Origin of the sequence: Saccharopolyspora karakumensis, assembly GCF_004349225.1 — a bacterium.
Taxonomy (GTDB): Bacteria; Actinomycetota; Actinomycetes; order Mycobacteriales; family Pseudonocardiaceae; genus Saccharopolyspora; species Saccharopolyspora endophytica.
This window is the reverse complement of record NZ_SMLA01000043.1, coordinates 14087-27564: the sequence shown is the minus strand read 5'-3', so window position 1 is coordinate 27564 and position 13478 is coordinate 14087. Positions and strand designations below refer to the sequence as shown.

The following is a 13478-nucleotide window of genomic DNA, read 5'->3' as shown; positions in this document are numbered from 1 at the left end:
CCAAATGGTTATTGGAACGAGCCCGTTCAGCCGAAGACCTCGCTCCATACTGCTCATCGTGATCGACCAGTTGCAGCACGTGCACGCGGAAACACGAGACCTCCTCGACTCCCTCCAGCGGCGTGTAGATCGCCTCGACGTCGGCCCAGAGTGGAACAGTTCCTTGCGGCGACTTGTCCGCGAACTGGGTGACCAACTCGAACACGCCGTGAACCAAGCGCACGAGCGCGCGGATCAGGCGAAAAGGCGCGACGAGAACATGGTGCGCTTCAAAGTAAGACCACCTCGGCTTCGATAGACCCCCCGAAGACCGAAGCGCCGCGTCGCGCTGAGGTGCAGGCGCGCGCAGCCCGGCGGGTGGTCTGTCCCTTTCCCGGCAGGCGAACTTCTGACAAGGAGCCCTGGAACGTGGCTCCCCTTCGCCGCGGTTCGAATTGAAGGCGTACCTGCCATCGACGGCAGTGGCGATTCCCTCGAGCAGCGGTCCCTGCTCGGCTTTTGCGAGCAGCTCGGTTGCGCTGCTACGAACTTGCCGCAAACGATCTCGCTCCAGCGAATCGGCGCGAAGTGGATCTCAACGTTGGGTCCGGCACGACGTGGCCCTGTTCCAGCCCCAGAAAACGGTCAGTGCCCGGAGATGACCGAACGCGCATGGTCATCGGTGTGGACAACGGCCGCGAGGATGAGCCTGGCGGCGGTGCCGACGTAGGTGATCAGCAACGTGATCAACTGCCAGCGCTGAAGCGACTCGCACATCGCCCTCGCTCCGCCGGATCACTGGGAAAGTGGAGAGCTTGGTTCTGGGGCACGGCCAATGATGACCGGGTTTCTTGATCGGCAGCAACAACGGGGGCTGAGTCGGGGGAAGAGCCGGTGTGCCGTTCCCGTTACGGTCAGGCACACCGGAGTCCCCGAGGTCGAGGAGCGATCAATGCCGCACGTGAACATCAAGCACTTCCCGAAAGAGGTCACCGACGAGCAGAAGCGGAAGCTTGCGGAGTCGATCACGGTGGCCCTGATCGAGCACCTCGGCACCCGGGACGGGGCCGTGTCGGTCACGCTGGAGCCGGTGGAGAAGGAGGTCTGGAACGAGATCGTCGTGGAACCCGAGATCAACGGCCGTCCCGAGCTCCTGATCAAGCGCCCCGACTATCTGCGGGGCCAGGGCTGAGACCGTCGAGGAGCAGGTGCACGTAGGTGTCGGCGACCTCGTCGGCGGTGCCCCGGATCCAGTTGCTGACGCCGTTGAGCATGTCGAGGATGCCCAGAGCCGCGAGTTTCGGGTTCATGGTGCGGAATTCGCCGCTGCGCATGCCTGCGGCGAGGACGTCCTTCACGCGCTGGTTGTAGTGCTGCAGGTACCCGTCGATCTCGGCGAGGCGCTCGGGCGTGAGCGGGGTCCTCTCGTGCTGGCCGACGCGGTATTCGACCCGGCGCCATCGCGGTGACCAGGTCGACGATGTAGCGGGCCTGGCATTCGGCGATGGTGATGAAGCTGCCGCCCGTGGGCAAGCTTCCTGTACCAATTTTTCTCGGCGACCTTCGAGAATTGGCAATCCGAATGGCTGCAGCTCATCTTCCAGGCGATTTTGCTGATGGGCGCCAAGCACTGGTTGTTCCAGGTGGAAGCCAAGGACCTCGCCCGTCTTCACCACGCGCCACGAGCGGGCCGGCTGCGCAAGCGCGGTTTCGCCGAGTCGGTGCCGATGCCGCGGTGGACAGTGGGCACGGCGACGCCGGCCTCAGTTCGGGGGTGGCCCCACGTTGGCGTGACGTCCGGGTACGCGTTGCGCGTGGCGCTGCCCGGGTCCCGGGCCGGTGTGCGCGGCGAGGCGGTCCGCCACGAGTCCTGTGGTCACCGCGTACACGGTCTTGTGGAACAGGTCGACGGCGAGTTCATCACGCGGCCACGTCCACGGCGGGGCACCGACTCCGGTCGCGTTCTCCAACGTTTGGTCGTTGGTCAGGCGCACGACCGCGAACATGGCGGAGGAGAAGGGCCCTCTCAAACCGGCGTGGGCCATGGTGCCGCGGAGAGCTCCGAGGAGGATCCCCTGACCTAGGTGCATGAGGACGTTCATCCCTGCTGGTTCCCGCGCCGTACCCATCAGGCCTGCCAACGTCGCACCCGGCACGTGGGAGTTCGGGCGGCCGGTGAAGCGCTGTTCGAGCTTCTCGCTGAGCGTCATGGCAGCGACGCCGACGGCACCCGCCACGAGACCGTGCACAGCTCCCCGCCGGAAGACCTCCATCGAGGTCCGCTGCCGGCTCGGCCGGGGACGACGCCACATCCTCGCACGCATGCTTGAATTCCCATCCGGAGGTTCCACAGAAGCACCCCCGCCAGTGCCTCACAACTGCGCGAGTCCCGCAATCGGCCGTCGACGTGTCGCCTCGACTGCCACTGAGGAATCCCTCCGAGCAATGCCCGCATCGGACAGGAGGACGGGCGTTTCACCACCGGAGCGCGCGGATACTCGCTGGGTGAGTTCACGCCGACCATCCGGCCGATTCGACCGGGTGTCGGGAGGGAGTGCGGTCATGCCGGAACCCGGAAGCCACCAGTACGACGTCGCGCGCGCCCGGCGGCGCAAGGAGCACAGCGACGAGGGCATGTCGGACGAGACCGCCGACCGGGTCACCCAGCGCGAGCTCCAGCGGGACAACCCTCCGCGACGGCCGGCGGACGATCGCGCGGAAGGCCCGCTGGGCGAGCGGCCGTCGGGCGAGCCCGGCGGCAAGGGACGCGAGCGGGACCGGGAAGGTGGCGGCATACACCTCCGCAGCAGCACCTTCAACGACCACGACCTGCTCCCGCGCTGGTGCAGCAAGGACGGCGAGGACATCGCGCCGACGCTGGAGTGGGACGGCGTGCCCGACGACGCCGTTGAGCTCGCCGTCGTGTGCGCGGACCCGGACGCCCCGAACGGCACGTTCCTGCACTGGCTGGTTTCGTCGCTGCCCCCCTCCGTGGACCGCATCGACCACGGCGAAGCACCCGCGCGTGCGGTGGAATCGCGCAACGACTTCGGCGAGTACGGCTGGTCCGGTCCGATGCCGCCGGTCGGCGATGCCGCTCACCGGTACTTCTTCCACGTCTTCGCCAGCAACCGACCGCTGAACCTCGGTCCCGACTCCGGACTCGACGAGCTGTACCGCGCGTTGGCCGACAGCGAAGTCGCACGAGGAACCATCGTCGGGCTGTACCAGCGTTGATGTCGTCACCACGCGCGGCCACCGGTCGTCGACGACCACACCTGAGTCCGCTGCTCAGGCGGGCGGTGACCGGCCTGCTGGGGCGCCGACACCGATCCGCTCGCGCCCTGGCGTCCAGGCCGGTGGGAGGCCCATGCTGGTTCCGTGACGTCGGAGAAGGTGCTGGGCCCGCTGACGTTGCTGCGGCAGCGTTGGGGAGCCGCGCTGTTCGAACGCGTCGCCGGCTCCGACGGTCCGGCCAAGCGGGCCCGCATCCACGGCTTACCGGGCCCGCGCTGGTTCTCCGAGGACCGTCCGATCCGCCGGGTGCACGCCGATGCCGCCATGTTCGTCGGCGGGCTGCGGGCGCTGCTGCTGCAATCGCTGCACCCGCTGGCCATGGCGGCCGTGGCCGCGCACTCCGGTTACCGGGGAGATCCGTGGGGGCGCCTGCAGCGCACGAGCACCTTCCTCGCGGTGACGACGTTCGGCACCGCATCCGACGCGCAGGACGCGGTGGCCACCGTGCGCCGCGTGCACCAAAGGGTGCGCGGCTCGATCCGCGACGGGCGGACGTACCGGGCCAGCGACCCGCACCTGCTGGGCTGGGTCCACGTCGCCGAGGTGGACAGCTTCCTGCGATGCCACCAGCACTACGGAGCGGTGCCGCTGGACGACGACGCCTGCGACGCCTACATCGACGACATGGCGCGCATCGGCACCGCGCTCGGCGTCGCGGATCCACCGCGCGACCGCGCCGAGCTGGCCGCACGGCTCGCGGCCTACCGCCCGGAACTGCAGGGCACACCCGAAGCTCGGGCGGCCGCTCGTTTCCTGTTGCTCGATCCGCCTGTGCCGGTGGTCGCCCGGGTCCCCTACGCGTTCCTGGCCTCGGCGGCGGTGGCAGAACTGCCCGTGTGGGCGCGGTGGCCGCTGCGCCTGCCCTACCTGCCGGTCACCGAGGCGACGGCGGTCCGCCTCGGCGGGCACGGCATCGTGGGCGCGATCCGCTGGGCGATGACGGCCCCCGCGCAGGCGGGCGACCCGGATCGGGGCTGAGCAGGCTCGCGGCGGTGCTGTCCACGATCGCGCTACCGCCGAGGTCTCCTCGGTGGACGGCGAGGAGATCGAGTCGCATGGTGTTGCGGTGTTCTCAGCATCTCGGCAATCGCAATCGCACCGATTCGAGGTGAGCTGGGCTGGGGTTGCGGAGGAAGCGCGGCTCGATGCGCGCACCCGTGAGCGATTCGGAGCTCGACGCCGCCGGGAGCACCGATCCGCGACTCCGCCACCTTCGGCCCGACCGCGTCCAGCTGCGGAGCCCGTGGTGCCCGGAACTTGCTCACCTGCGTGATCGTCGAGTACCCACCCGGGGTGCTCTGTGTGACGGTCTTTCCGCGGTGCCGGGCTGCCTGCCGCATGCGCTCCTGGAGCGGTCCTGGGTGCGCAGCGCTGGTCGGTGAGCACTGCGCCCACCTGGGCATTACCCGCTGCGAGATGGTCCTGACCCGCGTGCGCGAGGGCCTCATCGACCGGTATTACTGGCTGCCGGCCTAAGCCGGCCTGTCCCTGGTGTCGCTCGAAGAGTGTGTGGCGCGTGCCCCGGCCGGTTGGTCGCCACCGCGGGATCCCGCTCGACTTCCCCGACAGCATCGACGTGGGCGAGCACTGCCCCGACTCCATCCTCGCGACGGTGCACCCCTCCCCGGTTCTGCGCGCCACGGACCGCGAGGCGGCGTGCCGCGAGTTCCGGGACGACCTCCGCGCCGTGGGCGAGGCCCTCGGATGATCGAGCTCCGGGCGACATGGCGAGCCCGGCTGCGCCCCGCCTTCGTTTGCCGCCCACGCGCTCGGGTATGCCTTGGCCCAAGACTAAGAGGAGCGCAGGTTGTGGCAGAACGCGTCACTGGTCCGCTCGGGTGGAGGCTCGTCCACGCTGTGGAGGGCGTGCTGCTCATGGTGCTCGGGGCCGCGGGACTGATCGCGCTGACGGTGCCACCGGAGGACCAGCCGCTCGTGGTGTTCGAACTCAATCCGGCGCATGCCGTTCTCCTGCTCGTCACCGGTGTGCTCGCCGTGGTCTCCACGTGGTCGTTGCGCACGATCCGGTGGTTTGCCGCAGCTGAACTGGTCGTGTTCCTGGTTCTCTTCCTCTACGGCACCGCCCAGAGCACGGCGAACGAGTCGAGCACGATCTTCGCCCTCGACCCACCGGAGAACTTCCTGCACGCCGCGCTCGCGTTGCTGGGCTTCATCGTCCTCTGCGGAGCTTACGTGGTGCCGGGGTCGGCGGGCCGGCGGCGACTGATCACCACCATGCATCGCCCGAAGGCTCGCGAGGCCAGGAGCGGTGAAGAAGACACGCCGCGGTAGCTCCGCCCAGATATCGGTGACCAGCGGGTACACGCCGTCGTGAACCTCCCTGACCGTGAGCGGGGGTGAAGGCACAGACCGTGCGCATCTCGGTCGTCAGTTCGGCGCTTCGACATCGTCTTCGGTACCGGTGACCACGAGGAGGCTGCGTACGTACATGCTTCCTCCCACAAAATTCCCGTCGCGTGGTACCACGATCCTGCGATCTCGAAACGCCATCGGGTCTCCACCAGCCACCCACATGCCGTAACCAGCTCGCTTCCGGAGGTGCGGCAGGGCTTCCCGGCTCAGACTGGAACGCGGAGTGGTCGTCGCAGCGGAGGGACATCGCGGTGTGCGGCCCCGTCGCCGTTTGATGGGTCTCCTCGTCGGGCACCTGAATGCATGAAACACCTATCCGATGTCGCCAGTTGGGTTGTGGATGATCGTGTCGGCTCAGTACCAGGAGTTCACCGACGGTGTGATGCGACGCGCCAGCGTTCCGACGACGCAGGAGGCTCGCGAGGCGAGCACCCATGCGCTCGAGTCCCTGGCGCAGCACCTCGACGGCCTGGACCGAGAACAAGTGGCCTCGGTGCTGCCGCCCACGCTCCGCGACGCCGTCGTCGGGGAGAGCTCCACCCCCGAGGGCAGCACAGCGCCCGATCTCGTGCAGGAGATGTCGCGCCGAGCGTCCTGCCCACCCGAGAGGGCCCGATACCTGCTGGAAGCGGTCCTCTCCGAGATCGTCACCGCCGATCCGGCCTTGGGCGACTCGCTGCGCCACCGCTTGCCGCAGGAGTTCGCACCGCTGTTCACAGCGCCCGGCCAAGGAGCACCACCGGACTTGAACGCCGCGGCTGCCGAGAACAAGCCACGCCCGCTCGATCCGGACGAGCTCGAACGGGCCTTGGGCCAGTTGGAGAACTGGCGCGGCTCCACAGCTGGGATCGCTCGCGAGATTTCCTTACCGCAGGACCGCCAGCGGCCGTTGCTCGCGAGAGTGCGCGCAGCCGAAGAAGAGTTGTCGCACCACGTGAACGTGACGCACCCGGGCGCGGATCTCGTGCGGTTCGAGGTGCGCACGCGTTCCCTGGGCAGCGTCACGGAACTCGACATGCGGCTGGCCGCGCGTATCGATGAGGCGGTCCGAGCCGTCGGTTCCGGTGGTTGAGCGGAACGCAACTTCTGCTGAGAGGGGAACGATCGTGCGGTCTTTGGACATCTACCTCAACGACCACTACGCGGGTGCGGTCGTGGGCGTCGAGCTGGCTCGGCGACGCACGCGCGGGGCTACGAACGAGGAAGAAGCTCGAATCTTGCGGGAGCTCACGGCAGAGATCGACGAGGACCGCCGTTCGCTGCGGAAGATCATGGCATCCCTCGATGTGGACGTTTCCTTGTACAAGGCGTGGGCCGCCTGGATCGGCGAGCGCCTGACCCGGTTGAAGCCCAACGGCTCGGTGTTGACCGTCTCGCCCCTGACGAAGCTGATCGAGTTGGAGTCGTTGCGGCTCGGCGTCGAGGGCAAGGCCAGTGGGTGGCGTTCTCTTCTGGTCGTGGCGCAGCACGACAGCAGGCTCGATTCTGCGGCGATCGAGCGGCTGCACGAACGCGCTCAGGACCAACTCGAAGTGCTGGAGGGACTGCGGATGCACCACGCAACGGAGGTGCTCAGCGGCGCGGACCCACGCGCCGGCACCGACAGCACCGAACCCGCACGGTGAATCTTCGCCCGTGCCACATCCGCTCCACCGAGGTAGTAATGCCCTGCACGTCGTACTGGGCGTACCCTCCGGCACCTCTGCGGGTGTATGCGACGTTGTCTTCGAAGTGCTGCAACGTGTCCAGCGCGGCCTGGCGGTGTGAGTCGACGATCTGTTCCCGGGGTGGCCTCATTGGACAGTGCCCAGGCGACCGACATCGTAGCCGCTGACGCGGGTAGCCGGATGTCGCTCCACCAGGTTTCGCTCGTGTGGAAGGTGGAGACCTGCTGGGCATGCTCTGTCGATCGTCACGGTTTCTGCGCGTGCAGGACGCGCATGCCGTTAGGGCTTGTTTCGTGGTGGCGGATGTCGAGGCCTGCGGTGTTGCATTGGTCGCCCAGCGCTTGGGGGGAGATCCGGAGCTTGGGATAGCTGTCGACCTGCAGGTTCCACGTGTTGTTGTCCTGTGTGTACAGGAGATCGTGGATCTGCGCTGTGTTTTCGTCGATGAAGTCGAGGAAGCAGGTGAGGACCCGGTCGGGGCTGCTGCGCACGGGGATGAAGCGGTCCGGGCCGTGGAGTTCGTGGGTGAGGTCGCGGTAGGTGGCCACGAAGCTTCCGCCGGGGCGCAGCGATGTGGCCACGTCCGTGTTCAGTTCGCGGACATCGGTGTGCGTGGGGAGATGCGGCAGTGTGTCGCCCATGCACGCAATGGCCGTCGTCGAGTCGGGCTCGGTGATGCGGGGGAGAACACCGCGGATGTCGTCGTGAACCGGCTGGATGGTCGTGGTGCAATCGTGGCGGGCATGTTGCTGGAGCTCATCGAGCAGAGCGGCGCTGGTATCGACTGCGGCGACCGAGCTGTAGCCGAGGCGTGCGAGCGCCAGAGTCTGCGGTCCAGGGCCACATCCAAGGTCAACCGCGGTGGCATGCTCGCCTGGGGCGACGGCCAGGCCCAGATCACGGAGCAGTTCGGTCTGCGCGGTCGCTAGTGCCTCGATATCGCCGCCGAGCATCCAGGTGTAGTGCGCGGCGAGTAGGCGATCGTAGTGATCAATCGCGGCGGTCATGGGAACTTTCCTCTCCATCAAGTTCGAATGGGTTCAGGCGATGCGGGGTGGGCTCTCCTCCCGTTCGAGCCGAGAGTGACCAGGGCAACGCCGTTGACGGTGAGCGAGCTCGGCCAGACACATGCCTGCGGGCGTGGTCATCCCATGGGGGTGTCGAGCACCGAGGAGTGGCCGAGCGCAGATTCCCCGGTGAGGACCCAGGCGGCGAGATCGGCGAGGTAGAAGTTCGTCCGGGCCCCAGCCAGCGCGTCGCCGAGCGCGACCCGGTAGGTCTGCGTGGCCTCCTCGTACCGCCGCCGCCCGGCTGGCGTGATGCTCGCGGCGACCGCGCGGCCGTCGTCGACCGCGGCGGTTCGTTGTGCCAGTCCCCGTGTTTCCAGCCGGCCGACCAGGCGCGTGACGCTGCTGTCCTTGAGGCCGATCCGCTCCGCTAGCTCACCCATCCGCAGAGGGTCACTGTCGGACCTGCTGAGCGCGCACAAGGCGCGGTAGTCCGACAACGGCAGCCCATGACCGTGCTGCAAAGCCTCGTCCAGTTCCTTCTCAACGAGGCCCAGCAGCCGTACCGCCATGCACCAGCGTTCGTCCTGCATGTCATCGGCGGCGAGCCGTGCGTCCTCGTTGCCTCGTTCTGAAGCGGCCACGCTCATGACGGTATCTGCTTGCACAAGCAGATAAAAGACTCGTAGTCTGCGGCAGGAACGGACGATCAACGGGAGGCCCGGTGAGCCGGTTCGCGGTGGGCGGAGCGACGCTCGCATTCGATGATGTTAGTCCTGGTGGGGCGACTCCCGTGGTGTTGATCCACGGTCACCCGTTCAATCGCACGCTGTGGGCCCCGCAGACCGACGCGCTTGTGGCGGCCGGGTACCGGGTGATCACGCCCGACCTGCGCGGTTACGGGGACAGCACGGTGACGCCGGGCGAGGTGCTGCTGTCGCGCTTCGCCGATGATCTCGCCGCGCTGCTGGCACACCTGGGCGTCGGCAGCGCGGTGGTCGGCGGTGTGTCGATGGGCGGCCAGGTCGCCATGGAGTTCCACCGGCGCCACCGGCATCGGATCCGGGCGCTGGTGCTCTCCGACACCTCGGCTGAGGCCGAAACCGACGAGGGCAAGCGGTTCCGCAACAACCTGGCAGACCGACTGCTGACGGAGGGCATGGACGGTTACGCCAACGAGGTCATCGACAAGATGCTCGCCGCCTACAACGTGTCGGCACTTCCGGAGGTGGCCGAACACGTCCTCGGGATGATGCGCGCGACCGACCCCTGGGGTGCAGCCGCGGCGCTGCGCGGGCGCGCACAGCGACCGCACTACGGGGAAACCCTCGGCACAGTCGCAGTCCCGACACTGGTCGTGGTCGGCGCCGACGACGTCTACACGCCAGTCGCCGAAGCCAAGGCCATCGGCGACCTCGTTCCGGATGCCGCCGTCAGCGTCATCGACCACGCTGGTCACCTCCCCAACGCTGAACAACCCGAACGCTTCAACACCGTGCTACTGGAGTTCCTGCACGCGCGGCTGGGGTGACCGGGCCGCCATTGTGGCGAGGCAGCCGCCAGACAGGCGGAGGGCGCGCGCATCAGCGTGTCGAGGCCGACCCTCGTAGCCTCAGTGCGCCGCTGACCTGCGGAAACAACGGCGCGGGAGTGCTGCGGAACTGTGGAGCGGCTGTTTTTGACCTTGGCGAGCTCGCCGAGGGCCTCTGGAGCGTGTGGGCAGGGTTCCTCCCGCCGTGCGCTTGGTGAACCATCCCGAGACCACCCGTTACAACCCGCCCCGAAGCCCGCCTACGTCGCTCGCTCGGGCGCCAGCGTTGTCGTCAGCGTTGTTGAGGTGGCCCGGCTGCGGCGTATGGTCTGCTGAATGGGTGATGACGCGTCCCCGCTTCCGTTCGATGCGATCTGGCGGCAGGTCGTGGGGCCCATCGCTGTGCTTGATCTCCAGGCACGTCATGTCGACGTGAATCCTGCTATGTGCCGCATGCTCGGTTATGATCGAGACGAGTTGATCAAGCGGGATCCGGTCGATGTGATCCATCCCGATGACGAACCGGTGGGGCGGCAGAACGTCGACAGACTCCTCGCCGGCGAGTTCGACAGCTTTCCGGTCGAGGTCCGTTTGCTGCACTCCGACGGCAGCGTCCTCTGGGTTCTGGTGCAGACCTCCTTGATCAGGGATGACGAGGGCGCGCCCTCGCTGGTCGTGTGCCAGTTCCACGACATCACCAGGTATCGGGAACTGCTGCTGCTGTGGCGTCAGACGGTGAGCAACGCGCCGATCGGAATGGCGCTGTTGGATCTGGACGGGAGCTGGACCGAGGTCAACGAGAAGTTGTGCGAGCTCGTCGGCTACCACCGGGAAGAGCTGGTCGGCAGTCCGTGCACGGGGCTGGTCGATGATGCCGAGGACCAGTCTCAGCACCGTTCCGCGTTGACCGCACTTCGCGAGGGCCGGGCAACCTCGGCGACCTTGGAGGTGCGGTTCCGCCATCGTGACGGTGATCAGTTCTGGCTTTTGACCCGGCTGAGCGTGGTGCCCGGAGCCGATGACCAACCCGTGTACTTGGTCGGCCAGTACGAGTCGCTGGGCGGGGGAGTGAGGTTGAGCGAGGAACGTCTGGACCGGCTCACCAGGATGGCCCTGCACGATCCGTTGACCGGTCTGGCCAATCGCGCTCTGCTGATCGACCGCCTCGAACATGAGCTGGCCGAGCTCGGGGAACGGGGAGGCGTGCTGGCTGTGCTGATGATCGACCTGGATCGGTTCAAACCGGTCAACGACCGGTACGGGCATCCGGTGGGCGACCAGTTGCTCATCGCCGTGGCGCAGGAGTTGATCAGCGCGGTTCGGGGGACGGACACAGTCGCACGCTTCGGAGGTGATGAATTCGTCGTCGTCGCGCGGGTGCCGGACTTCGCCGAGGCCGACGCGTTGCGTGACCGCGTGGTCCAGCGGCTCGTCAGCGACACGGTCGTGTGCGGGCGGTCGCTGAGCATGTGCGCGAGCGTTGGGCTTTCCACGACGCAGAACCCCAAGACGCCGGGACATTTCCTGATCGACAGGGCCGATCAGGACATGTACCGCGTCAAGCACCGCCACGGCTGAGTCTCGGTGCACCCCGTTGGCGCGATTCCGAGCCCCGTTTCTCGGCGGCCGAAACCGCCCGCTGTCCTGCACGTCGGTGCGGCACAGCCGGCTAGCCGCTGACGATGCGCCGGTGGTTCTGGCGCTGTGATGGTCCGGGTTGCGCCTCGGCGATCCACGGGCCGTCGATGGACGCGTCGAGAACGCCCTGCTCCAGCCACAGGTGCCGGTTTTCGAGCACTTGGCGGGCGAGCACCCGGTCGTCGGCGTCGGTGTTGCGCCAGAGGCGCCCGAACAGGTGCTCGACCCGCCGTCGGGACTGGTTGCAGAAGGCGTCGGCCAGCTCGATCGCTGATTCGTCCTGGGCGTCCGAACGGGCGTAGACGCAGCTGGCGCTCATCGCGTACAGCTCGGCACCGATGTCGACGATGCGGCCGAGGAACAACTGGCGGTGCTCCAGTCGGCCCTGCCAGCGCGACATCCCGTAGAAGATCTGCCGGGCGAGGCGCCGGCTCGCGCGTTCGACGAAGCGCAGGTGTTCGGCCAGCGCCGCGTATTCGTCGAAGCCGTTCGGCACCTGGCCCTTGCCGGTCAGCAGGCTTGGTAGCCACCGCGCGTAGAAGGCACCTGCGCGGGCCGCGGCGCGCGCCTTGTGCTGCAGGTCGGCCTTGGGATCGATGATGTCTCCGGCCACCGACAGGTGCGCGTCGACCGCCTCGCGGGCGATCAGCAACCGCATGATCTCGCTGGATCCCTCGAAGATCCGGTTGATCCGCATGTCCCGGAGCATCTGCTCGGCGGGCACTCCGCGTTCGCCGCGTGCGGCCAGCGACTCCGCTGTTTCGTAGCCGCGGCCACCGCGGATCTGCACGAGCTCATCAGCGACCTGCCAGGACAGTTCGGTGCTGAAGAGCTTGGCCAGTGCGGCTTCGATCCGGATGTCGTGCCGGTCGGCGTCGGCCAGTCGACCGGACACCTCGAGCACGGCCTCCAAAGCGAAGGTCGTGGCGGCGATGAACGAGATCTTGCCGGCGATGGCCTCGTGCTCACCGATCGGCCGACCCCATTGGACGCGTTGTGAGGACCACTCGCGTGCGATGCGCAGGGACCACTTCGATGCCGCCGTGCACAGCGCGGGCAACGAAAGCCGTCCGGTGTTGAGCGTCTTGAGGGCGATCTTGAGTCCATCGCCTTCGCGGCCGATCCGGTTGGTGGCGGGTACGACCACGTCGTGCAGCCGGGTCACGCCGTTTTCGATGCCGCGCAGGCCGAGGAAGGCGTTCCGGTTCTCGACCGTGATGCCCTCGGCGTCCGCCTCGACGACGAACGCCGTGATACCACCCCGATGTCCCTCCGACTCGGGTACTCGCGCCATCACCACGAGCAGGTCGGCCAGCACGCCGTTGGTCGTCCAGAGCTTGACACCGTTGAGCGAGTAACCGCTGCCGTCCTCGCTCGGGACCGCGCTGGTGGCCAGCCGCGCCGGGTCGCTGCCGACGTCGGGTTCGGTGAGCAGGAATGCGGTGATCTCGCGAACGCAGCGCGGCAGGAATTCCTGCTTCTGCTGCTCGGTCCCGAACATCTTGACCGGCTGTGGCACGCCGATGGACTGATGTGCCGAGAGCAGGGCGCCGATCGAAGGATTGGCCGTGCCGACCAGCATCAGCGCGCGGTGGTAGTACACCGCGGGCAGGCCGAGACCTCCGTAGGCGCGGGGGATCTTGATGCCGAAGGCGCCGAGGTCCTTCAGCCCGTTGATCACCTCGTCCGGGATCCACGCATCGCGCTCGATCTGCTGGCCGTCGACCTTCGTCTCGCAGAACACGCGCAGCCGTTCGAGGAACGCTTCTCCCTCGACCGAGGTCTCACCCGCGGGAAGCGGGTCGATCAGGTCGATCCGCAGCCTTCCGAGGAACAGCTCCTTTCCGAAGCTCTGCCGGTCCCAACGGGATTCGCGGGCCTGTTCAGCCACTTGCCGAGCCTGCTCGGCGTTGACCCGCATCTCGTCCTCGTGAACGTCTTCCACCTTGGTCATCTTCGACTCCCAACGCACTAGGGCTGGGGCTG

General features: G+C 67.5%; 16 protein-coding genes. 10 read left to right on the top strand and 6 right to left on the bottom strand.

Translation table 11 applies throughout. The features are described 5' to 3' along the window. Window positions 1-624: 624 nt before the first annotated feature. Complete coding sequence (locus E1202_RS32640) at window positions 625-756, bottom strand: hypothetical protein (protein ID WP_268952353.1); 132 nt, start codon at window positions 754-756, stop codon at window positions 625-627. A 175-nt stretch (window positions 757-931) separates the two neighbouring features. Here E1202_RS32640 and pptA point away from each other — a divergent pair, with 175 nt between their 5' ends. After that, on the top strand, window positions 932-1171 hold the full coding sequence (pptA, locus tag E1202_RS23020; RefSeq protein WP_132685213.1) for a tautomerase PptA: 240 nt from the start codon (window positions 932-934) through the stop codon (window positions 1169-1171). Here the strand turns inward: pptA and E1202_RS23015 are convergent. Together E1202_RS23015 and E1202_RS23010 are read right to left on the bottom strand one after the other, a co-directional pair. Next, window positions 1137-1655 carry a hypothetical protein gene (locus E1202_RS23015; RefSeq protein ID WP_132685212.1) on the bottom strand — a complete coding sequence of 173 codons (519 nt, stop codon included), beginning with the start codon at window positions 1653-1655 and terminating at the stop codon, window positions 1137-1139. The genes pptA and E1202_RS23015 overlap by 35 nt on opposite strands. A gap of 87 nt (window positions 1656-1742) precedes the next feature. Next, complete coding sequence (locus E1202_RS23010) at window positions 1743-2252, bottom strand: hypothetical protein (protein ID WP_207918886.1); 510 nt, start codon at window positions 2250-2252, stop codon at window positions 1743-1745. Window positions 2253-2541: 289 nt separating this feature from the next. Here E1202_RS23010 and E1202_RS32300 point away from each other — a divergent pair, with 289 nt between their 5' ends. The 7 genes from E1202_RS32300 (at window position 2542) to E1202_RS22980 (ending at window position 7274) form a co-directional block, all read left to right on the top strand. Further along, on the top strand, window positions 2542-3216 hold the full coding sequence (locus E1202_RS32300; protein ID WP_235878907.1) for a YbhB/YbcL family Raf kinase inhibitor-like protein: 675 nt from the start codon (window positions 2542-2544) through the stop codon (window positions 3214-3216). Between the two features lie 144 nt (window positions 3217-3360). Further along, on the top strand, window positions 3361-4254 hold the full coding sequence (locus tag E1202_RS23000; protein ID WP_235878905.1) for an oxygenase MpaB family protein: 894 nt from the start codon (window positions 3361-3363) through the stop codon (window positions 4252-4254). 360 nt (window positions 4255-4614) lie between these two features. Then, window positions 4615-4752, top strand: a complete 138-nt coding sequence (locus E1202_RS31550; RefSeq protein WP_165943952.1) for a hypothetical protein — start codon at window positions 4615-4617, stop codon at window positions 4750-4752. 40 nt (window positions 4753-4792) lie between these two features. Beyond that, a complete protein-coding gene (locus tag E1202_RS22995; protein ID WP_132685210.1) occupies window positions 4793-4984 on the top strand; it encodes a uracil-DNA glycosylase family protein in 192 nt (63 codons plus the stop codon). Beyond that, window positions 4981-5568, top strand: a complete 588-nt coding sequence (locus E1202_RS22990) for a DUF4383 domain-containing protein (protein ID WP_132685209.1) — start codon at window positions 4981-4983, stop codon at window positions 5566-5568. The genes E1202_RS22995 and E1202_RS22990 overlap by 4 nt, the downstream gene beginning before the upstream one ends. Window positions 5569-5989: 421 nt before the next feature. Beyond that, complete coding sequence (locus tag E1202_RS22985) at window positions 5990-6721, top strand: DUF2267 domain-containing protein (protein ID WP_235878903.1); 732 nt, start codon at window positions 5990-5992, stop codon at window positions 6719-6721. An 82-nt stretch (window positions 6722-6803) separates the two neighbouring features. Further along, window positions 6804-7274 carry a hypothetical protein gene (locus E1202_RS22980; RefSeq protein WP_207918882.1) on the top strand — a complete coding sequence of 157 codons (471 nt, stop codon included), beginning with the start codon at window positions 6804-6806 and terminating at the stop codon, window positions 7272-7274. Window positions 7275-7561: 287 nt separating this feature from the next. On the opposite strand, the gene E1202_RS22975 is transcribed toward E1202_RS22980, so the two are convergent. Further along, complete coding sequence (locus E1202_RS22975; RefSeq protein ID WP_132685207.1) at window positions 7562-8323, bottom strand: class I SAM-dependent methyltransferase; 762 nt, start codon at window positions 8321-8323, stop codon at window positions 7562-7564. A 137-nt stretch (window positions 8324-8460) separates the two neighbouring features. After that, a complete protein-coding gene (locus E1202_RS22970; RefSeq protein WP_207918881.1) occupies window positions 8461-8967 on the bottom strand; it encodes a MarR family winged helix-turn-helix transcriptional regulator in 507 nt (168 codons plus the stop codon). A 149-nt stretch (window positions 8968-9116) separates the two neighbouring features. Here E1202_RS22970 and E1202_RS22965 point away from each other — a divergent pair, with 149 nt between their 5' ends. Together E1202_RS22965 and E1202_RS22960 are read left to right on the top strand one after the other, a co-directional pair. Continuing rightward, a complete protein-coding gene (locus E1202_RS22965) occupies window positions 9117-9854 on the top strand; it encodes an alpha/beta fold hydrolase (RefSeq protein ID WP_235878901.1) in 738 nt (245 codons plus the stop codon). 336 nt (window positions 9855-10190) lie between these two features. Beyond that, window positions 10191-11432: a sensor domain-containing diguanylate cyclase gene (locus E1202_RS22960; RefSeq protein WP_132685205.1), complete on the top strand. Its 1242-nt coding sequence runs from the start codon at window positions 10191-10193 to the stop codon at window positions 11430-11432. A gap of 91 nt (window positions 11433-11523) precedes the next feature. Here the strand turns inward: E1202_RS22960 and E1202_RS22955 are convergent, their stop codons facing one another. Further along, complete coding sequence (locus E1202_RS22955; protein ID WP_132685204.1) at window positions 11524-13446, bottom strand: acyl-CoA dehydrogenase family protein; 1923 nt, start codon at window positions 13444-13446, stop codon at window positions 11524-11526. Window positions 13447-13478 lie beyond the last annotated feature (32 nt).

Coding starts and splice junctions, on each gene's coding strand:
- E1202_RS32640 (WP_268952353.1), bottom strand. CDS start 756: ATGTGCGAGTCGCTTCAGCGCTGGCAGTTGATCACGTTGCTGATCACC.
- pptA (WP_132685213.1), top strand. CDS start 932: ATGCCGCACGTGAACATCAAGCACTTCCCGAAAGAGGTCACCGACGAG.
- E1202_RS23010 (WP_207918886.1), bottom strand. CDS start 2,252: ATGGAGGTCTTCCGGCGGGGAGCTGTGCACGGTCTCGTGGCGGGTGCC.
- E1202_RS32300 (WP_235878907.1), top strand. CDS start 2,542: ATGCCGGAACCCGGAAGCCACCAGTACGACGTCGCGCGCGCCCGGCGG.
- E1202_RS31550 (WP_165943952.1), top strand. CDS start 4,615: ATGCGCTCCTGGAGCGGTCCTGGGTGCGCAGCGCTGGTCGGTGAGCAC.
- E1202_RS22990 (WP_132685209.1), top strand. CDS start 4,981: ATGATCGAGCTCCGGGCGACATGGCGAGCCCGGCTGCGCCCCGCCTTC.
- E1202_RS22985 (WP_235878903.1), top strand. CDS start 5,990: ATGATCGTGTCGGCTCAGTACCAGGAGTTCACCGACGGTGTGATGCGA.
- E1202_RS22975 (WP_132685207.1), bottom strand. CDS start 8,323: ATGACCGCCGCGATTGATCACTACGATCGCCTACTCGCCGCGCACTAC.
- E1202_RS22960 (WP_132685205.1), top strand. CDS start 10,191: ATGGGTGATGACGCGTCCCCGCTTCCGTTCGATGCGATCTGGCGGCAG.
- E1202_RS22955 (WP_132685204.1), bottom strand. CDS start 13,446: ATGACCAAGGTGGAAGACGTTCACGAGGACGAGATGCGGGTCAACGCC.